The sequence below is a fragment of the Gilliamella sp. A7 genome, assembly GCF_002142015.1.
Lineage (GTDB): Bacteria > Pseudomonadota > Gammaproteobacteria > Enterobacterales > Orbaceae > Gilliamella > Gilliamella apis_A.
In genome coordinates, this window is record NZ_NASN01000004.1 from 60413 (window position 1) to 80701 (window position 20289).

Here is a 20289-nt window from a genome sequence, read left to right on the forward strand (position 1 = left end):
GTATCAAATTTAGCATTCATTAATTACCTTAACTGTTTACCTTTAAGGCGCCTAAAAGACATATTTAATTCTTATGTTTTACATTTCAATACAAAGCTATTTAACAGTTTTGATATATGTTGTGAGATTTTAGTTCTGCAGTCAGATAGACGCAGGTAAGCTTGTTTATACTGAATTAAAACATAAAACAGTAGTAAGGATTTATCAGGTTTATGTTGTCGCTCTTTCTTTATGATGATCACTGTAATAATATTTTTTAATTGTTTTATATTCATATTATTAGCACATTTTTATGCTAAACAATGTAATTAATATACATCAATTTTGCGATACTGCTTAAAAAAGTTCACTTACAAGTCAAAAAGCTAGAAATATTCATTTCTAACTGTGAGCTGTATCACAGATTAAAACATTTGGCCAATTGCGTAGAATGGAGAAATATAGGATTTGAGGATTGCATATAGGGAAATGAATGACAACTTTTTAGTTGCAACAAATAAAATTAAAAACAATACGTTATGTAAATTACATTTTATTAATTCCACAAAACGTGTTTTGTTCCATCATTGGCTATTAAATTGAAATATACAAAATATTTTTATTATAATTAATTCTAGAATAAACCAACGCCGGTTATCATTGCCTATTCACCTATTCACTGTTTAATAGCATTCTTTTACATCTTTTAAAAACACCGAAAGATAAATACTATTGTTGTGTGTATGTGAACTTTAGCACCATAGACAAATTCATCTTAATTAAATGGTTAAAAGCGATAAAAAAGTTATCAAAATAAAAAATATCAATCTAGATCGTTATACCTTTAGTTCTAATAGATTCTTTTAAACAGATCTTATTTTTGATTTTTGATTTTCAACTATATCCTTTAATTCTTGTGGGCTCAGCCAAGGTTTTCTACGATGAATCATTTTATGACAATTTGCACATATAATAATTAAATCTGATAATTTAGTTTTTACATTACCTGACTCTGATAATGGATTTATGTGATGGCATTCAGCAAAACCTTGTCCAAGTTCTTCACCATAAAAATCAGCAAAATCAAATCCGCAAATTTCACATTTTAAACATTTTTGGCTTGTTAAAACTTTTTGTTTTTTTAATTTAACAATTTTTCTATTGCGTTCGAGATATTTATGATTTTCGATAAACTTAACATATCCTTCATTAACTGAAAAATCTTTAAATTCATTTGGATCTATATCTAAACCAAAATCATCAAGTTTCGTGAAATTAATGATTTTATTGTTGCCAACAAAACAGGCATCACCTCCTGATTTAATTGATTTTAAAGTTGCTTCAATTAATTCAGAACCAAACTCTTCCATATTAAATAATACATTAGTTACTTGTTCTTTAATTTTAAAATTAAATCGGTGTCGATATTCATTATCTTGCCAAACAATAGAACTATCTTGATAATAACCTTTAGTTATTTCTCCGATTACTATTTCAGAAACAATACCTTTAAATTGTTGAGGATCTTTTAAAAATTTAGGGAACCCTTTGGGTACATCGCCATTTATTGACTGCCATTTTAATTGTTGAACAAAAATAATTTGATCGCCAACCTGCATGTTATTTATTTGAGATTGACTTGTGATTTTTTTTAAACCCCAAATCCCTTTTTGTTTACCAATGCTATAATTTACTTGTGCTTTTGCTCCAGCAACATACACGACCCAATAACGCATATTTTATCCCTTATCAATTAATCAATAATTTAAAGTTTTCAATAGTTATCTTAATAGTTTACCAGATATGATTACTGCTTCTCCTTTTATATAGATTAGAAGATTAATGATCATTTTCTTCAGTTTAAATTTCAAAATAGAATAGATTAAAAAATCATGACTAATATTAATTTATATTTAACCATAATTAAGGTTATTTATTAATAATTCATGTAATTTGATATTGCAAAAAGTATGATGGGAAAACTTTATTGATACATTAAGCACTGAAAATGAAGGAATACTTTCATCTGAGCTATATCTATAATCAGATTCTTCTCTTCAACACAAGGAAAACACAGAAGATCATTGGCAACAAATCGGTACCAATATTAACGGTATAGTTGTGCAATATATTGAAACAAACCGATTCATTTGTTGGTAGCAGTTCTATCGCTTATCTAATAAAAAGGTAGAATTTAACAATAGATTAAATATGATTGATAACTAAAATAATTACCAATCAGGGTGTAATTATTATGAATGAATAAATTTATTTACTATTTTTGAAAAATACTAATATCAAATTGGCTTTATAATAAATATTTATAAAGCCAATCAAAACCCATTTATTAATCAACAATAATTCGGCCATTTAAAGGTTGAACAGGACGGTTGTTATCGTGATGCATAATTGAGTGGAATTGTTCAATTTGTTGTTCTGAGGCGGTTACAGGTTGTTCTAACACTATCCATCTTACACCTTCAGTACACGGTGGTGTTGTTAATGATCCACTAAAACGATAATAATCGAGTGTTTTAGGAAATAATGTACTGATATCAACAATTTTGTCTAAAGTTGCTTTGTTATCCAATTCTGTTGGCATTTGCTGCCAAGCCTTGGCAATTTCAGGATTCGCTTCACCATTATTAAACATTAAAGCGACGACGGTAAGCTCACCAGTTTTATTTTTGTAAACAAAATGGGCTTCCATTGGGTAACTTTTACCTTTAATGGTATTTTCACTTGGGCTATGAAAATGGAATTGTTGTAACGTAAAGGTTTGATCATCTAATATTAACTGATTATCGCCAGTAACGTTAACCTGAATAGTATGTCCGTTATTAATAATTTCTTGTTTACTTGGTTTGAATGAAAACTTTAAGTTTTCATGCTCTGTCTTTAATGCATGATCAATATTGATCGGTGACTGATTTTTACCATTCTCACAGGTAGCATACTCTGGTGATAATTTACCCCAGTTTTCTGGTTTTTCTTGACCTTCATATCCCCAATGAGATGAATGTCCTGAAGCGGCACAAGATAAGCTAGTTGCCATTAATACTGCAATTACTACGTTATGTTTCATATTAATTTCACACTTTGGTATTAATTGGAGGGAGGCTGAATTATACGCTGCAAGAATAAGGCTTTCCAGCTAAAACACGCCTTATAAAAAATAATTATATATCCCTGTTCAAACATGGCTAAACGGCGAATTGATAATGTTTATGCAGGTAAAAGTGATTTTGAAATATCTGTTGAAAGGTAGGTATAAAAAAACCTGCTATATAAGCAGGCTCCCAAAAACTGAAATTGGCTCCTCCAACAGGACTTGAACCTGTGACATACGGATTAACAGTCCGCCGTTCTACCGACTGAACTATGGAGGAACACTTAACGGACAAGATATTAACCATCTATGACGATTCTGTCAATCTCTAAAACACTAATTAGGTTTAACTGCTCAGCTTGTAAACAAATCGAGGGAAAACCATGCTAGAATATTGAGAAAATAGCATAACCAGTAGAGTAAAAGTGATGAAAAAAAATATTTGTGTATTTTGTGGGGCAAGTGAAGGTAATCGTCCTGAATATCGTATGGCAGCAGAGCAATTAGGTATGACCATTGCCAAACAAAATAGACGATTGATCTATGGTGGTGGCAATAAAGGACTAATGGGTGTTATTGCTAATGCCGTTCTCGCTCATGGCGGTGAAGTTATTGGCATTATTCCTGAGCGGTTAGTAAAAGCTGAAACTGCACACCATGGTATTACGCGTTTAGAAGTTGTTGAAAATATGCATCAACGTAAAGCAAGATTAACTGAGCTAGCTGATGGTTTTGTTGCTATGCCTGGAGGCACGGGGACATTAGAAGAGCTGTTTGAGGTATGGACAGGTATGCAAATTGGTTATCATGAAAAACCTGTTGCTTTATTAAATAGTCAATTTTGGCAACCTATGATCAATTTTTTAAAACACGCAGTACAAGAAGGCTTTATCCGAGACAATTTTTATCGAACATTGATCGTAGCAGATGTTGCTGATGAAATGTTAGAGAGGATGGATAATTTTATCCCAAAAGATTTACAGCGTTGGGTAAAAAAATAGATTAAGACAAGAATAAAAAAACGCCATCAGAAGATGGCGTTTTAGTTGCATAATGTATTATGAGCTAGCTAATGCAGTTGTTTGTGTTTCAGGTTTTTTAATCAATGCGTAAGCAACACCCGCAATAACCGAACCAACAACAATGGATAGTAAATAATCAAAAATTGGTTTAACCACGCCAGGTATTGCTACTACAAATAAACCACCATGTGGCGTCATTAAGGTAGAACCAAATGCCAATGCCAGACCACCAGTAATTGCCCCACCTATAATACAACAAGGAATAACACGTAATGGATCACGAGCAGCGAAAGGAATTGCCCCTTCAGAGATGAAGCATAAACCTAATACTAATGAAGCTTTACCACTTTCTTGTTCTGCTTTAGCAAATTTTTTGCGCGCAATTAAGGTTGCTAACCCCATTGCTAATGGTGGAACCATACCACCGGCCATAACTGCAGCCATAGGAGCATAAAGATGTTGAGAGATCATGGTTACACCAAATGTATAAGCAGCTTTATTAATTGGCCCCCCCATATCAGTACACATCATACCACCTAATAAAGTACCTAACATTATCGCATTCCCAGTACCCATAGATTCCAACCATTTAGTTAATGCATCCATTAACCATGCAATAGGTGTACCAAAAATAAATTGCATAACTAAACCAGTCGCTAATGTAGCAAGTAATGGCACAATAAGAATTGGTTTTAATGCTTCAAGTGTTTTCGGTAATGGTAAATATTTAGTAATTGACATTGCTAAATAACCAGCAAAATAACCAATGACAATACCACCTAAGAATCCCGCACCAGTAGAAACAGCAAGTAAACCACCTACAAGCCCTGGGGCTAAACCTGGTCTATCAGCAATAGAATAAGCAATATAACCAGCAAGCAAAGGTACCATGAGAGAGAATGCAAGCTTACCAATTTGTTCTAAATGAGCTTCACCTTTCAGTTGTTGTACACCATCAACAATGTCAATTGAACCAAAAGCAAATGATAGCGCCACGATTAAACCACCTGCAACCACCATTGGTAACATATAAGACACACCAGTTAATAGATGTTGGTAAATGCCTTTCTTTTTAGTGTTTGCTGTTGCCGCTGAAGTAGATGGTTGATAGATTGTCGCTTCTGCAAATGCTTTATCTAATTCTTGAGCTGTCTTTTTAAGTGCTGGACCAGTTTTGGTACGATAAAGTTTTTTACCTGCAAATTTGCTTAAATCAACATCAATATCACAGGCAACAATAACAACATCAGCCGCAGCGATTTCTTCTGGTGTTAATTCATTACCAACACCAACCGAACCACGAGTTTCAACTTTACACCACCAGCCACGTTTTTTCGCTTCTTCTTCAATTGCTTCAGCAGCCATAAATGTATGAGCAACACCTGTCGGACAAGCTGTTACCGCAACAATACGTTTTTGTCCGTTATTTGCTGCTGATACAGGTACAGAACTAGCAGATTGTTCATAAATAGTTGCTTTAAGTTTTGCATTATTTAAGATTTTCTTAGGATCAGCAAAAATTTCATTGAGATCACTTACCACATAAACTTTTTTGCCAATCACAGATTTATCGTTGATATTACCATCACCAACCGAAATAATCGTATCGGCTGATGTCGCATTATCAACAACTTTGAAATTTAATGAATTAGCAGCTAACGCTAATTCCGCTTTAGCTAAACGGCCATTAACTGGGCCTGAATTGCTACCTTCAACAATATATATATTCATGAATACTCCTATCCCGCAATTATTTCAATTTTTTCCGACATGTTGGTAACCGCTTGACGGTCTGATACCCCAACACCGGCTTGTTCAACTGATAAAGCGGCAACACTTGATGCAAATACTAAGGTGTCTTTAATTGATTGGTTAGTTAGTAAACCATACATTAAACCACCGACCATTGAATCACCAGCACCAACCGTGCTAACCACCTTACATTTAGGCGGTTTGGCTAACCATGCTTCATGTTTAGTAACCCATAAAGCACCTTTACTTCCTAGTGAAATTACTACGTTTTCTACGCCACCATCAATAAGCTCCATAGCAGCAGCTTTGATTTCTGATAATGTAGTTAGTTTTCTACCAACCCACATTTCAAGTTCTTTATCATTCGGTTTAATTAACCATGGATTGGCTTTAAGCCCAGCAACTAAAGCATCACGGCTACTGTCAAACACAACTTTAGGACAAATTGCTTTTACTTGCTTCATCCACTCAGTGAATTTTTCAAGAGATACACCTGCAGGTAAACTGCCACTAATGGCAACCATATCAATCTCTTTCAACCATTCCAACGAAGAAGTGACAAATGTTTGCCAATCTTGCTCGCTAATAGTAAAACCAGAAAAATTAAGATCAGTAACTTCACTGTTTTCTTCGGTTAATTTAACATTAATACGAGTACGGCCTTCGACTGTTTGGAATTTATCAGTAACATTTAATGATTCAAATAGTAAATTAAAACCATCACGATTCTCTTTACCTAAAAAACCACCAACGGTTAATTTAATACCTAAGTCAGATAAAACTTTAGCAACATTGATACCTTTGCCTGCTGGCAGTAAAGCATTAGTTTGCACTAAATTAACATCACCTAACTCAACCTTAGGACAAAAACCTAATAGGTCATAAGCAGGATTTAAAGTAATAGTAGCAACACGATAAGTCATGATTAAACACCCTCACCTAAGCCACTTTCAATAGCTTTGCCTATCGCATCTAGGACTTGCTCTGCATCTTCACCGACAGCAGTAAAGCGTAATCGACTGCCTTTTTTAGCGCCTAATGCCACAATTTTCATTAAACTGGTAGCACTTACAGGTTCATTTTTACCATCGATATTGGCAACGGTGACTTTGCTATTAAATTCTTTTACTAATTTAACTAGCACCGATGAAGGGCGAGTATGCAATCCATTTTCATTAGGAATGACAAATTCTCTACTTAGCTCACCATTAGATTCACTACTTGTTGATGAAGCGCTTGTAGATTGCGTTTCTGCTTGTTGAGATGAAACTGACTGCGAACCTGATAATAAAATATTGCTGAAATCGTCACTATTTGCAGCGATTAATAAGTTTAATTTTTGATTGTAAACTAACGCAGCAATGTTATTTACGATAGTTGTAACATTATCATCAACGGCTGAAATGGTAATCAGAAGTTTAACCGGTTTACCATCTTGATTTAGCTCATTTACTGTACGACTAATTGCAATCGCATTTTTTAAATTACCTTCACTACTATCATTTAGCCATACGCCTTCACCCAAATAATTTGGTGTATTATTAAGAACATTAGTAATAAAGCTAGCATTAACAGCATCATGTTGTTTCAATCGTGACGCATTTAATGCTTGTAAAGTAGCTAAACTGTCAGCTTGAATATTTAATAATAATGAAGATTCATTAATAGCAAATTGACTATCTTCTAAACTCTCTTTACCGGTTAAGATAGCGAGAGCTTCATCGGCTGATTGAATATTTTTAATTCTTTCCTCAACTCCATCAGCCCCAAGTACGTGAGTTAATTGACGAAGTAATTCTAAGTGTTCATCAGAACTTGCCGCAATACCGATGGCAAGATAGGCTTTTTCACCATCATCACCCCATTCGACACCCTCTGGGAAACAGAAAACTTGAACACCGGTTTTTTTAACTAGGTGACGAGTTTTAGGCGTACCATGAGGTATAGCGATACCAATACCTAAATAAGTTGCCGCCTGACCTTCCCGCTCAAGCATACCATCAACATATCCTTCTCCGACAAAGCCAGCACTAGTTAATGCGGCTGCAATTTTCTTAATTGCTTCTGTTTTATTGGTTGCTTGTTCATTTAAATGAATGTCTTCTTTAACTAAATGAAACATATAATAAATACCTCTGGGTTATAATGTTGGGTCAACTAAAAACAACTCAGCAATCCCACAATCGTTCGTTATTGAATCATATTGAATCGTTTCAGCAATAATGAATATAAATTTGCTAATTATCAAATAAATTATATCTATTAATTCCTAAAGTGTGATCTAGATCGTTTTTTGAGGAAAATAATTGTCGTTATTACGACTTAATTTGACTTTTTAACAATACTTTTTCGACTCAGGCTACCTCGATAAATCAAGTGTCGAGGAATAACTGTTGTTCCTGGCTGATAGTTTTTATTATGTAAACTATCAAATAATAGTTTAATGGTTACTTCTGATACTGCTTTATGATCTTGTGATAACGCAATCATTTTGCAAGGTAAAAAATTAAGTAACTCATTATCACCAAAAGTGGCAATAGTTAGATTTTCTGGCAGATGATCAAACTTTTTCAAAATTGCATCAATTGTGCCTTGTAATAAAGAAAAAGAAGTAGAAAAAATACCATTTGGTAAATCATTATATTTTAACCATTGACTAAAGGTAGCCTCAGCGTCGCGACGACTATAATTATTTGCACATAAAAAATCAACTTTATTACGACTATTTAATGCAATTTCCTTAAAGCCTTCCATACGCTGTTGGCTAACGGATAGGTTGGGTAAGGCACCAATATAAACTACTGTACCATTGACTAACTGATCAAATGCTTTGGCTAGCATTTTGGAATCTTCTTTATCTGCACCAACAATATTCCTAAACTTGGATACAGACAATGTTCTATCTAATGCAAACAAAGGGATATCACTATTTTGCCAAGCATCATAAAAGGCATAATCTGACTCAGCAACAAATGACGAAGAGATCACCAATGCATCCACCCTCCGCTGTTTTAAATGCCGAACACACTCTTTTTCAATTTCTGGATCATCTTCAGAACAAGAAAGTAACAATTGATAACCTTCTTTTTTTACTAATTGCTCTAAATAGCTAGCAATTCGGGTATAACTGATATTTTCGAAATCAGGAATAATAATACCAATAGTACGAGTTTTACCCGCTCTCAATCCTGCTGCTACAGCATTAGGTTGGTAATTATATTCCTCTACTACCGCCATCACCTTTGCAATGGTTTTATCACTGACTCGATATTGTTTGGCTTTACCATTAACCACATAACTCGCTGTGGTTCTTGAGACACCAGCTAACAGTGCAATCTGCTCTAATTTCATGATTAAATCTCAAAAAAAACTACTTGCTATTTAACATGAACATAAATTAAAAGTAAACAAAAGTTGTATTATTTATAAATAAATTAAATAATTAAATGCTAGAAATAAAAAAAGGATTTAGCAATTTTCTAAATCCTTGTGGTTAAAAAAATTAGGTACTAATAATAAATAGCAATATTTTGATTATGAATATTTTCTATTTTGACTGGTGTATCAAAAATTTCCTCTAATATCGTTGAATCCATAATTTGTTCAGGCCTCCCTTGATAAAACAGTTGGCCATCTTTCATCGCTAGAATATAATCGGAATAGACTGAAGCAAAGTTAATGTCATGAATAACAATCACAATGGTTTTACCCAGTTCATCAGCAGCTCGTCTTAGTTGTTTCATCATAGTAACTGCATGTTTCATATCAAGGTTATTTAATGGTTCATCCAGTAATACATATTCAGTATCTTGGCAAAGTACCATTGCCACATAAGCACGTTGCCGTTGCCCGCCTGACAGTTCATCTAAAAATCTATCTTTATATTCAGTTAGATTTAAAAATTCTAGGGCACGATTAATATGGACTAAATCATCTTTATTTAATCGGCCTTTTGAATAAGGATAACGGCCAAATCCAACCAATTCAAACACTGTCAATCGACTGGTAAAACGGTTCTCTTGCCTCAACACCGATAAATAGGTCGCAAGTTTATCACTAGGCGTATTAACCACATCCATATTCTGAATTTTTACTTGTCCCTCATCGGCAAGTAATAGGCGGCTAATAATTGATAATAAGGTTGATTTACCTGCACCATTTGGGCCAATGATCGCCGTAATACCACCTTGAGGTATGGTTGCTTTCACATTTTTTAATACAGGTATGGTTTGATACTTTTTACTAATATTATCAATTTCTATCACATCGGAACCTTTTTCAATAATAAGAAGATAAACAATGAACCACCAATAAACTCAATTACTATCGATAATGCGCCCACCATATTTAGAACGCGTTCTAAAAACATCTGTCCACCGACAAGAAAAATCACGCCTAATAAAAACGCTGTCGGTAATAAAAAACGATGCTGGCTAGAGCCGCTAATACTATAAGCTAAATTAGCAATAAGTAGACCTAGGAATGTGAAAGGCCCAACTAACGCGGTTGATATTGAAACTAATACCGAAACGAGTAATAGAATGATAGTGACACTTTTCTGATAATCGACACCAAGATTAATGGCATTATCACGTCCTAATGCTAATACATCAAATCGAAAACGCATTCGCCATAAATACAGGGCCATAATTGAGGCAATGACTAATGAAAACACGATTAAGATAGGTTCGGCTCGAGTAAATGTTGCAAAAATACGGCTTTGCAAAACAGCGAATTCCGTTGGCGTCATTAATCGTTGTAGTAAATTGGAAAAACTGCGAAATAGTGTTCCTAAAATAATGCCAATTAATAAAACCAAATGAAGATTTTGTTTAAGTTTGGTAAATAATCCTCGATACAAAAATAGAGAAAATATAATTAATAATGATGATTCAAAAATAAATTTCCCCACAATACCAATATAAGGAATACCTTGCGCATCAATAAAAAATATTACTACGGTTTGAATCAGTACAAACAAAGATTCAAATCCCATTATTGAAGGGGTTAAAATTCGATTATTAGTAACTGTTTGAAAAAGCAAAGTCGACGTTGCAGCACAAAAGGCCACTAAAATCATTGTTAAAACAATCCAAGCACGATGAGTCAATATATAACTAATATTGCCTCTTAAATTGAATGTCATGAAAAAAATGACACAAAATAGTGCAATACCCAGTAGTATCAATACCGTTTTTCGACTTGAAATAAAGCGTTTTTGATTAACCAGCATGACGTTTTTTACTCAACAATACTAAAAATATGACAGCTCCGACTACACCAAGGATTACACTAACTGGAATTTCAAAGGGATAGCGAATAACTCGTCCAATAATATCACAGAGTAAAACCAGACCACTACCTAATAGACAGATCCACGGAATAGTTTTACGAACATTATCGCCAAACAATAAACTTACAATATTAGGAACAATTAAGCCCAAAAATGGCAGTACCCCTACCACCACAACTACAATTCCACCAATAAGTGCAATGACAATCAGGCCTGTCAACATTACTCGATTATAATTAAGTCCAACATTAACGGAAAAGTCCCGCCCTAATCCAGCGACAGTAAAACGATCGGCGCTCCAACAAGCAAGTAAGGTAATACCACCAACTAACCACAATAGTTCGTAGCGACCTTGCAAAATACCAGAAAAATCACCTGATTCCCAACCACCTAGTGATTGTAATAAATCAAAATACATGGCAAAAAAAGTACAAATTGCACTGATTACTGCGCCAAGCATAATCCCAATAAGCGGTACCATTAAGGCAGATTTAAAGATGATTTTACGTGAGATAAACATAAACAACATCGTGCCAGCCATTGCAAATAAACTTGCCACCATCATTTTCGTCATTACAGTTGCGCTAGGAGCAAGTACCATCATGACCAATAGCCCAAGACTAGCTGACTGGGTTGTCCCCACTAATGAAGGTTCAACAAACCGATTTTGCGTAAGTAATTGCATAATTAAGCCAGCAACACTCATAGCGCTACCAGCTAATAGTAATGCTACCGTTCTAGGTACACGGCTAACAAAAAAGATTTGTCGCATATTACTGTCAGACCAAAGATCGGCCAACGTCACATGCCCAGCACCAATAAAAAGACTTAATGCAGTCATTGCTATTAAAAGAACAATACCTGCAATAAAATAAACCGTTTTTGTCATAACTTATGATTAGTTGGCTGATGTTTTTTGTAAAACATCACTTATTTGGTCGATTAATTGACTATAAGTTTGAATACCACCAGAGATATACATTGAAGTTGAATCTAAATAAACAATATGATTTTGTTGCCATGCATCAGTTTTTTGGATTAATTCGTTATTTAGAACTTGTTGCGCTGATTGCGCTTCTTTATTACCAATTGCATTGTCTCTATCTAACACAAATAACCATTGTGGATTAACACTTAACACAAATTCAGAAGTTATTGCATTACCATGACGACCAGCTTCTTGGAAAGTTGTTGCAGGTTTGAAACCTAATACATCAAAGATAAAGCCAAAACGTGATTTAGGGCCATAAGCAGACATTTTACCACCATTAACCATAATCACTAAGGCAGTTCCTGCTGTATCTGCTTTAGGTTTTAGTGTTTCAATCTTTTGGTTAAAATCAGCAATTAATTTTTTAGCTTCTGCTTGTTTACCAAAAATATCGCCTAACTGTTCAGTACGCTCGGTTAAGCTAGCTACAAAATTATTAGGATCAATATCAAGCGAAATAGTTGGTGCAATATCACTTAATTTTTTATAAACATCATTGGCACGGCCACCAGCGATAATCACATCAGGTTGTAATGAACTTAACACTTCATAATTTGGTTCAAATAAAGTACCAACATTGGTATAAGCTTTATCAGCATACTTTGATAAGAATTCAGGGAAATGTACATCCGATTGTGGAACACCGGTTACAGGAATATTTAATGCATCAATAATATCCAGTGTCGCTGTATTATAAACTACCACTTTTTTCGGGTTTTCAGGAACATCTGTTTTACCTTGAGAATGTTCAACCGCTATAGTTTTATTAGCTACTGGTGCTTGTTGTTTTTTATCGTCACAGCCCGCTAATACAAATAAAGCGGCTAGTAATACTAAAAATTTAACTTTGATAGATGAATACATTGTAACTCCTAGTTATTAGCTTAGTCCAAAAGCAAATGGATGATAAATAGAATAATTATCATTTGCATTCGATTGTAACTAAAAATAAATAAGTGTTCAATGAACTTTAAGCAAACAGTACAATAATTTAAAATAAATGGGTAAAACGATTAGATGATAAAATTATGACTTATTGCCGAAAAAATCGGCATGCTATCATAATCAATTATCATCTGATAATTCTTTTAGTTTTCTCGTTAAAGTATTTCGCCCCCAGCCAAGCAGGTTAGCCGCATCTTGTTTATGTCCACGAGTAAAATTAAGTGCACACTTTAATAAAATTTTTTCAACATCACTTACTGTTTGCGTCAAAATTCCGGTTTGACCGGCTAATAAGGCTTGTTTAGCCCACTGTTCTAACAATTTTTTCCAATCGGTTTCCGGTAATATCTGATTGGTTACATTGGTAGTAACCTCATAATTAGCTGAGGCATCAGAAGCCGATAATTGTAATAGTTCTGGAGGTAAATCTTGCACATAAACTTCATTATTGGATGACATTACTGTTACCCAACGACAAACATTTTCTAGTTGCCTTACATTGCCCGGCCAATTAAACTGAGTTAAAAGGTTAAGAGCATCAGGGCTTAGCACTTTACTTTCAACACCTAATTCTTTGGCGGTGGTACGTAAAAAATGTTCAGCTAATTTAGGTATATCTTGCGCTCTATCACGTAATGGTGGTAATAAAATACGAATCACATTTAGCCGATGGAACAAATCTTCTCTAAATTTACCTTCCCTTACTCTAGCTTGTAAATCTTGATGCGTAGCGGCAATTATACGTACATCAACTTTTACAGGTGAATAACCACCTATCCGATAAAATTGACCATCAGCAAGAACTCTTAATAATCGAGTTTGCACATCCAGTGGCATATCACCAATTTCATCTAAAAATAGCGTTCCACCGTTAGCTTGTTCAAATCGGCCATGCCTTATTTGAGCAGCACCAGTAAATGCGCCTTTTTCATGCCCAAATAGTTCCGATTCAATCAGATCTTTAGGAATAGCTGCCATATTTAGAGCGATGAATGGCGACTGTGATCGTGGGCTATGAGTATGCAAAGCTTTAGCCACTAACTCCTTACCCGTTCCTGATTCACCATTAATAAGTACGCTGATAGATGATTTAGAGAGTCGTCCAATAATACGAAACACTTCCTGCATGGCTGGTGCTTCACCAATAATACCTGTAGAAGCTTTGCTAGTAGAGGAACTATTAGATTTATTACTTTGACTTTGTAAAATAGCCCGCTCAACCAATTGAATAACTTCATCGACATCAAAAGGTTTAGGAATATAATCATAAGCTCCCTTTTGATAAGCATTCACTGCAGCATCAAGGTCTGAATGAGCTGTCATAATAATCACCGGTAAATTAGGCATTTGCTCTTTGATATAATTAAGCAAAGATAATCCATCAATACCTGGCATTTTAATATCGGATAATAATACTGCTGGCTTCTGTGGATGATTAATTAAAGCATCAATCACTTCTTGACCGCTTGAAAAACTGATGCAGTTAAAATGAGCATTAGTAAGTGCTTTTTCTAAAACCCATCTAATCGAACTATCATCATCAACAATCCAAACATTCATTGTCATTAACCTCATTGTTTGATTGGTAAATAGATAGAAAACTCAGTATGACCAGGCCAACTATTAAATTCAATCTTACCATTATGCTGATCAATAATATTATGGGCAATCGACAAGCCAATGCCGGTTCCACCTTCATAACCACTAACCATTGGGTAAAATAATGTATCGTGAATATGCACTGGTACTCCAGGCCCATTATCTTCAATATCGATACGCGCACAAAGTCGGTAACGTTGACCATGCAAGGTAACTTGAAATGCGGTTCGAGTCCTAATTTTAATACAACCAGATTTCGTACCAATTGCTTGTAAAGCATTACGAACAATATTTAAAACCACTTGTTCAATCTGTTCCGAATCGTGAGTGAATTCAGGCAAACTAGGATCATAATCGCGGATAATCTCAATATTTAACGGTTTTTCTAAACATAAAAGCGCATAGATCCGTTCGATAGCTTGATGTATATTCTGTTGTTTCTGTTGTAACCGCTGTTGAGGACCTAATAATCTATCAACTAGATTTCTTAACCTATCAGCCTGCTCAATGATAATTTTTGTATAATCTTGCAACTCATTTTTAGGTAGCTCGCGTGACAATAATTGCGCCGCTCCTCTTAGTCCTCCAAGCGGATTTTTAATTTCATGAGCAAGTCCGCGCACTAATTCGCGGGCAGCATTTTGTTGAGCTTGTTGTAGTTGTTCTTGACTCAACTTTTTATGACTATTTAATGGTGCCATTTCGATTAGTACATGGCCATTGGCCAGCAATTGTGCTGTTAACGATAAAATATGTAATTCATTGTTTATGACTAAATTAACTTCGCTATCGGTAAATCCTTGATTCTGATCTAATGCATTTTGCATCAATTCAAGATCGAGGGAAAAGTAACCTAATAGATCAGGAAAATAACTATCTAATATTTTTTTCGAACTTTGAGCAAGTAACTGTTGTGCAGCGGTATTGGCATAAAGAATATTGAGTTTTTTATCGAGTAATAAAATATTGGTAATCATTGAGTCGAGAACAAGATTTGCATCAGATTCATTATCAAATGTCATCGTTGGCTGCTCTCCGTTCTCATTAGATACCACCGCCCTTCAGCGGTGGTTAAAGCTTTAAATAATACAATAATGACTTATAGACTGTAGTAGAGTTCAAATTCAACCGGATGTGGTGTCATACGAACACGATCAACATCTTGACGTTTTAAGTCAATATAAGCATCAATAGTGTCATTAGTAAATACATTACCACGAGTTAAGAATTCACGATCCGCATCTAATGCATCAAGTGCTTCTTCAAGTGAACCAGCAACTTGTGGAATTAATTTAGACTCTTCTGGTGGTAAGTCATATAAGTTTTTATCCATCGCATCACCCGGATGAATCTTATTGATAATACCATCTAAACCTGCCATTAATTGTGCTGCAAATGATAAGTATGGGTTACCTGCTGGATCAGGGAAGCGAACTTCAATACGACGCGCTTTAGGGCTAGTCACCACAGGAATACGAATTGATGCAGAACGGTTACGAGCAGAATATGCAAGCATAACTGGTGCTTCATAACCTGGTACTAAACGTTTATAAGAGTTAGTCGCTGGGTTAGCAAAAGCATTAATCGCTTTAGCATGTTTGATAATACCACCGATATAGAATAACGCCATTTCAGAAAGGCCAGCATATTTATCACCAGCAAAAAGGTTTACGCCATCTTTAGCAAGAGATTGGTGACAGTGCATACCTGAACCGTTATCACCAAACATAGGTTTTGGCATAAATGTTGCAGTTTTACCATAAGCATGAGCAACATTTTGTACAACATATTTATAAATTTGAACTTCATCAGCTTTTTTAGTTAATGTATTGAAACGACAAGCAATCTCATTTTGGCCTGCAGTTGCAACTTCATGGTGATGAGCTTCAACCACTAAACCAAGTTGTTCCATGATTAAACACATTTCAGAACGAATATCTTGTGATGAATCAACCGGAGGAAGTGGGAAATAACCACCTTTAACGCCAGGACGATGCCCTTTATTACCTTCTTCGTATTTAGTACCAGAGTTCCAAGCTGCTTCGATATCATCAATATGAACAAAGCTACCAGACATTGGCGATCCAAAACGAACATCATCAAATAAGAAAAACTCTGGTTCTGGTCCAAAAATAACAGTATCAGCAATCCCTGATGATTTTAAAAACTCTTCAGCACGTTTAGCAATTGAGCGAGGGTCACGATCATAACCTTGTAATGTCGCTGGTTCTAAAACGTCACAACGAATATTTAATGTTACATCTTCAAAAAATGGATCAATCACTGCGCTTGATGCATCTGGCATTAACACCATATCTGATTCGTTAATCCCTTTCCAACCAGCAATGGAAGAGCCATCAAACATTTTACCATCTTCAAAAAAATCAGCGTCGATTTGACTTACAGGAATGGTAACGTGTTGTTCTTTACCTTTAGTATCAGTAAAACGTAAATCAACAAACTTAACATCGTTTTCTTTTATTAGCGTTAAAACTTTTTGTGTAGACATGTAGCTTCTCCATTGAGGACATATAATAATTGTTCAGTTTAAAGGCATTTTGCCTATTTATTAGATTATATGCAAATATGATGCCAGTTTTTCATTAACCATTTTAGACGGTTTTAGTGATTAAATAATAGCAGAAAAAGTATTAATGCACCATAATAACGCATAAAGCACCAAAACAATGCACCAAAATGTTACATAAACCATTTATGCCACACTTTTGATCCATGACAAAGTAGTTAATTGGCGACGCTTCTTTACTAAGTTATATATCGAATCTTCGAAAACCAGTTATAGTTAAATAAAAAATCGTTTCATCCCAATCAAGTTTGAGTGTTTCGTCTGAAAAAAACGACGCCTTATATAATAAATTATCCTTTGGATTAACGATCATTACTGGATTTTGTTGTTCCCAATAACAGCATAAAAATTTCAGGTCCCCCATTCCCATAGTTTTAATCAAATATTGGTGGGCTTGCTCAGCATATTTACCGTCAACTTTATAAATTACTGTTATCGGCCATGTTTGACCTTCATCTTGCATTTGACAATCATAATATTGAAAATAATCAGGTGCATTAGCATCAATTTCCAGAAAAAAATTTCGACAGGTTAAATTTGGGTCAAACAGTAATGGTTCATCGGTTATTTGCATATTTTCATCTAGGTTTGCGGTTTTATTTATCGCTAAATTATTTAGATCGGCTAAAACAGACGGTATTACAGTAATTAAAAGAAATGGCAGTAAGATAAATCGTTTAAATAACATTAATTCTCTCCTTAGAATTCTTTAGATCTTATCAACTTAAAATAAGATTTCTCCCTTTAGCTCTGTATTTCAGTAGACAATATCGTTATAATCTTATCTTATTTTTAATAAATTAGGTAATCATAAAAGTATGGACTTTGTTACGCTCGAAATTATACCTTTTGTCAAAAATCATCTTCTTCTTTCATTAGGTTGGGTTGTGTTATTTGTTGCAATCATTGTATTAACCGTAAAAAGTAAATTGTCAAAAGTGAAAATAATTAATAATGCGCAAGCAATTAATATGATCAATAAACAAGATGCGGTTATTATTGATATTCGTTCAGCAGATAGCTTCAAAAAAGGGCATATTACTGAATCACATAACATCCTACCCGTTGATATAAAGAATGCTAGTGCGAAAACTATAGAAAAATTTAAAGAAAATATCATTATTGTGATTGATGAAAATGGCTTAACATCAGCTGGTATTGGTGAAGTATTAGTCAAACAAGGTTTTTTACATGTATTTACATTAAAAGATGGTATTGCTGGTTGGAACGGCGAAAACTTACCATTAGTTAGAAAATAATATAATTTTAAAATAAGGTTTTATCATGACAGAACAAAACAATACACAACAACCAGAAACACAATTTGCAATTCAACGTATTTACACTAAAGATGTTTCTTTTGAAACCAATAACGTCCCTGAAATTTTTACTAAGCAGTGGCAACCAGAAATGAATTTAGAGCTAAATTCATCATCACAAGCATTAAGTGATGAAGTGCATGAAGTTTCTTTACGTGTTACAGTAACAGTAAAACAGCAAGAAGAAGTTGTGTATATTTGTGAAGTTACTCAATCAGGAATTTTCTCTCTTATTGGGTTTGATGATGCACAAATTCAACATTGTGTTGGTGCTTACTGTCCAAATATTTTATTCCCTTATGCGCGTGAAGTTATTTCAAGCCTAGTGAATAAAGGGACGTTCCCACAACTTAATTTAGAGCCAGTAAATTTTGAAGCATTGTTCATTAGCTATTTGCAACAACAAGAACAACAAGCCCAAAATAGTGCAACTGAAACCTTACAATAATTGTAATTATTGGGTTAATTAATAAAGTCTATTGGATTATATATGAGTAAAGATGCTGCAGTGACTGTAATTGGTGCAGGTTCTTATGGAACCTCACTAGCAATATTACTAGCACGTAATGGTCATGACACCTTATTATGGGGACATAATCCAGATAAGATGGATCTTTTGCAGCATGATAGACAAAATAGACAGTTTTTGCCTGATATCCCTTTCCCAGAGCAACTGCAAATTGAAGCTGATTTAGCAACGGCTGTTGCTGCTGCACCAATTTTGCTTATTGTTGTACCTAGCCATGCGTTTGGTAGTATTCTTAAACAAATAAAACCATTATTAAGAAAGAATAGTAAAATTGTTTGGGCAACGAAAGGCCTTGAAGTTGATACAGGGCGATTATTACAAGATGTTGCACGCGAAGTTTTAGGTGACAAAATTCCATTAGCGGTTATTTCTGGCCCTACTTTTGCTAAAGAAGTGGCATCTGGTTTACCTACTGCAGTTACTGTTGCCTCAACTGATGAACAATTTTTAACAGAATTACAAAATTTATTTCACTGTAGTAAATCATTTCGGGTCTATAGCAGCAAAGATTTTATCGGTGTTCAACTCGGTGGGGCGGTCAAAAACGTGATTGCCATTGGTGCTGGATTGTCGGATGGGCTTGGTTTTGGTGCTAATGCTAGAACAGCATTAATTACTCGTGGATTGGCTGAAATGATGCGATTAGGCGAAGCACTTGGTGCCGATCCCGCCACTTTTATGGGGATGGCAGGATTAGGTGATTTGGTACTAACTTGTACGGATAACCAGTCACGAAATCGCCGTTTTGGTATTTTACTGGGTCAAAACAAATCAATTCAAGAAGCACAAGAGATCATTGCTCAAGTGGTTGAAGGCTGTAGAAATACTAAAGAAGTTTGGTCATTAGCACAAAAATATCACGTCGATATGCCTATTACTGAACAAATCTATAAAGTACTTTACGAACATAAAGATCCAAAACAGGCTGCCATGTCATTATTAGGTCGTTCACAAAAAGAAGAGCTGAAAAGCTAAGTTTCGATCTTAGAACCGCCCTTACCTCGCATTATTTTATTGATAATGGCTAATCTATTGTTGATTTTAATAAGTAATACCATTAACGACAATTTTAAGCGCTAAAAACACTTTCCTATAATTTTTTATTTTATAGAACTAACTTATTGTTAATACTAATAATAAGCACTATTAATGCCAATTTTAGAC

Annotated in this window: 18 protein-coding genes and 1 tRNA gene; 4 read left to right on the forward strand and 15 right to left on the reverse strand. The window is 34.6% G+C overall.

The genetic code is table 11. The features are described from left to right. Positions 1-842: 842 nt before the first annotated feature. The 3 genes from B6D18_RS02240 to B6D18_RS02250 form a co-directional block, all read right to left on the reverse strand. Positions 843-1715: an HNH endonuclease gene (locus B6D18_RS02240; protein ID WP_086362945.1), complete on the reverse strand. Its 873-nt coding sequence runs from the start codon at positions 1713-1715 to the stop codon at positions 843-845. A gap of 611 nt (positions 1716-2326) precedes the next feature. After that, a complete protein-coding gene (locus B6D18_RS02245) occupies positions 2327-3064 on the reverse strand; it encodes a carbonic anhydrase (RefSeq protein WP_086362946.1) in 738 nt (245 codons plus the stop codon). 228 nt (positions 3065-3292) lie between these two features. Continuing rightward, positions 3293-3368, reverse strand: a tRNA-Asn gene (locus B6D18_RS02250). A gap of 148 nt (positions 3369-3516) precedes the next feature. Here B6D18_RS02250 and B6D18_RS02255 point away from each other — a divergent pair. Continuing rightward, entirely contained in the window at positions 3517-4089 is a 573-nt protein-coding gene (locus tag B6D18_RS02255; RefSeq protein ID WP_086362947.1) for a TIGR00730 family Rossman fold protein, read from the forward strand. A gap of 57 nt (positions 4090-4146) precedes the next feature. On the opposite strand, the gene fruA is transcribed toward B6D18_RS02255, so the two are convergent. The 12 genes from fruA to B6D18_RS02315 all read right to left on the reverse strand — a co-directional run bounded on the left by fruA (position 4147) and on the right by B6D18_RS02315 (position 17965). Then, the gene (fruA, locus tag B6D18_RS02260; RefSeq protein ID WP_086362948.1) at positions 4147-5841 is read right to left on the reverse strand and encodes a PTS fructose transporter subunit IIBC; all 1695 of its coding nucleotides are present in this window, start codon (positions 5839-5841) and stop codon (positions 4147-4149) included. Positions 5842-5849: 8 nt separating this feature from the next. Further along, positions 5850-6785, reverse strand: a complete 936-nt coding sequence (gene fruK / locus B6D18_RS02265; RefSeq protein ID WP_086362949.1) for a 1-phosphofructokinase — start codon at positions 6783-6785, stop codon at positions 5850-5852. 2 nt (positions 6786-6787) lie between these two features. Then, positions 6788-7984 carry a fused PTS fructose transporter subunit IIA/HPr protein gene (fruB, locus tag B6D18_RS02270; RefSeq protein WP_086362950.1) on the reverse strand — a complete coding sequence of 399 codons (1197 nt, stop codon included), beginning with the start codon at positions 7982-7984 and terminating at the stop codon, positions 6788-6790. Between the two features lie 200 nt (positions 7985-8184). Further along, entirely contained in the window at positions 8185-9213 is a 1029-nt protein-coding gene (gene cra, locus B6D18_RS02275) for a catabolite repressor/activator (protein ID WP_086362951.1), read from the reverse strand. 158 nt (positions 9214-9371) lie between these two features. Then, positions 9372-10127: an ABC transporter ATP-binding protein gene (locus B6D18_RS02280; protein ID WP_086362952.1), complete on the reverse strand. Its 756-nt coding sequence runs from the start codon at positions 10125-10127 to the stop codon at positions 9372-9374. Then, positions 10124-11095: an iron chelate uptake ABC transporter family permease subunit gene (locus tag B6D18_RS02285; protein WP_086362953.1), complete on the reverse strand. Its 972-nt coding sequence runs from the start codon at positions 11093-11095 to the stop codon at positions 10124-10126. Before B6D18_RS02285 ends, B6D18_RS02280 begins: the two co-directional genes overlap by 4 nt. Continuing rightward, on the reverse strand, positions 11085-12044 hold the full coding sequence (locus B6D18_RS02290; RefSeq protein WP_086362954.1) for an ABC transporter permease: 960 nt from the start codon (positions 12042-12044) through the stop codon (positions 11085-11087). The genes B6D18_RS02285 and B6D18_RS02290 overlap by 11 nt, the downstream gene beginning before the upstream one ends. A 9-nt stretch (positions 12045-12053) precedes the next feature. Then, complete coding sequence (locus tag B6D18_RS02295; protein WP_216818809.1) at positions 12054-13010, reverse strand: siderophore ABC transporter substrate-binding protein; 957 nt, start codon at positions 13008-13010, stop codon at positions 12054-12056. A gap of 201 nt (positions 13011-13211) precedes the next feature. Beyond that, on the reverse strand, positions 13212-14657 hold the full coding sequence (gene glnG / locus B6D18_RS02300) for a nitrogen regulation protein NR(I) (RefSeq protein WP_086362955.1): 1446 nt from the start codon (positions 14655-14657) through the stop codon (positions 13212-13214). A gap of 5 nt (positions 14658-14662) precedes the next feature. Next, positions 14663-15712, reverse strand: coding sequence for a nitrogen regulation protein NR(II) (glnL, locus tag B6D18_RS02305; RefSeq protein ID WP_086362956.1), 1050 nt, complete (start codon positions 15710-15712; stop codon positions 14663-14665). A gap of 77 nt (positions 15713-15789) precedes the next feature. Continuing rightward, positions 15790-17199 carry a glutamate--ammonia ligase gene (gene glnA, locus B6D18_RS02310; RefSeq protein ID WP_086353793.1) on the reverse strand — a complete coding sequence of 470 codons (1410 nt, stop codon included), beginning with the start codon at positions 17197-17199 and terminating at the stop codon, positions 15790-15792. Positions 17200-17461: 262 nt separating this feature from the next. Then, a complete protein-coding gene (locus tag B6D18_RS02315) occupies positions 17462-17965 on the reverse strand; it encodes a DUF4952 domain-containing protein (RefSeq protein WP_086362957.1) in 504 nt (167 codons plus the stop codon). 130 nt (positions 17966-18095) lie between these two features. Here B6D18_RS02315 and B6D18_RS02320 point away from each other — a divergent pair, with 130 nt between their 5' ends. From B6D18_RS02320 to gpsA, 3 genes are read left to right on the forward strand one after another with little or no spacing between them, the layout of a single operon-like run. Then, positions 18096-18536 carry a rhodanese-like domain-containing protein gene (locus tag B6D18_RS02320; RefSeq protein ID WP_086359129.1) on the forward strand — a complete coding sequence of 147 codons (441 nt, stop codon included), beginning with the start codon at positions 18096-18098 and terminating at the stop codon, positions 18534-18536. 25 nt (positions 18537-18561) lie between these two features. Continuing rightward, complete coding sequence (gene secB / locus B6D18_RS02325) at positions 18562-19044, forward strand: protein-export chaperone SecB (RefSeq protein WP_086362958.1); 483 nt, start codon at positions 18562-18564, stop codon at positions 19042-19044. Between the two features lie 42 nt (positions 19045-19086). Beyond that, the gene (gene gpsA / locus B6D18_RS02330) at positions 19087-20100 is read left to right on the forward strand and encodes an NAD(P)H-dependent glycerol-3-phosphate dehydrogenase (protein ID WP_086362959.1); all 1014 of its coding nucleotides are present in this window, start codon (positions 19087-19089) and stop codon (positions 20098-20100) included. The last annotated feature ends 189 nt before the right edge of the window (positions 20101-20289 follow it).

Bases quoted from the DNA above. Each gene is read 5' to 3' on its own strand.
- glnL (WP_086362956.1), bottom strand. From the start codon at position 15,712: ATGACATTTGATAATGAATCTGATGCAAATCTTGTTCTCGACTCAATG.
- fruB (WP_086362950.1), bottom strand. From the start codon at position 7,984: ATGTTTCATTTAGTTAAAGAAGACATTCATTTAAATGAACAAGCAACC.
- B6D18_RS02315 (WP_086362957.1), bottom strand. From the start codon at position 17,965: ATGTTATTTAAACGATTTATCTTACTGCCATTTCTTTTAATTACTGTA.
- B6D18_RS02285 (WP_086362953.1), bottom strand. From the start codon at position 11,095: ATGCTGGTTAATCAAAAACGCTTTATTTCAAGTCGAAAAACGGTATTG.
- B6D18_RS02255 (WP_086362947.1), top strand. From the start codon at position 3,517: ATGAAAAAAAATATTTGTGTATTTTGTGGGGCAAGTGAAGGTAATCGT.
- glnG (WP_086362955.1), bottom strand. From the start codon at position 14,657: ATGACAATGAATGTTTGGATTGTTGATGATGATAGTTCGATTAGATGG.
- cra (WP_086362951.1), bottom strand. From the start codon at position 9,213: ATGAAATTAGAGCAGATTGCACTGTTAGCTGGTGTCTCAAGAACCACA.
- gpsA (WP_086362959.1), top strand. From the start codon at position 19,087: ATGAGTAAAGATGCTGCAGTGACTGTAATTGGTGCAGGTTCTTATGGA.
- B6D18_RS02240 (WP_086362945.1), bottom strand. From the start codon at position 1,715: ATGCGTTATTGGGTCGTGTATGTTGCTGGAGCAAAAGCACAAGTAAAT.
- secB (WP_086362958.1), top strand. From the start codon at position 18,562: ATGACAGAACAAAACAATACACAACAACCAGAAACACAATTTGCAATT.
- B6D18_RS02320 (WP_086359129.1), top strand. From the start codon at position 18,096: ATGGACTTTGTTACGCTCGAAATTATACCTTTTGTCAAAAATCATCTT.
- B6D18_RS02295 (WP_216818809.1), bottom strand. From the start codon at position 13,010: ATGTATTCATCTATCAAAGTTAAATTTTTAGTATTACTAGCCGCTTTA.
- B6D18_RS02245 (WP_086362946.1), bottom strand. From the start codon at position 3,064: ATGAAACATAACGTAGTAATTGCAGTATTAATGGCAACTAGCTTATCT.
- fruA (WP_086362948.1), bottom strand. From the start codon at position 5,841: ATGAATATATATATTGTTGAAGGTAGCAATTCAGGCCCAGTTAATGGC.
- B6D18_RS02290 (WP_086362954.1), bottom strand. From the start codon at position 12,044: ATGACAAAAACGGTTTATTTTATTGCAGGTATTGTTCTTTTAATAGCA.
- glnA (WP_086353793.1), bottom strand. From the start codon at position 17,199: ATGTCTACACAAAAAGTTTTAACGCTAATAAAAGAAAACGATGTTAAG.
- fruK (WP_086362949.1), bottom strand. From the start codon at position 6,785: ATGACTTATCGTGTTGCTACTATTACTTTAAATCCTGCTTATGACCTA.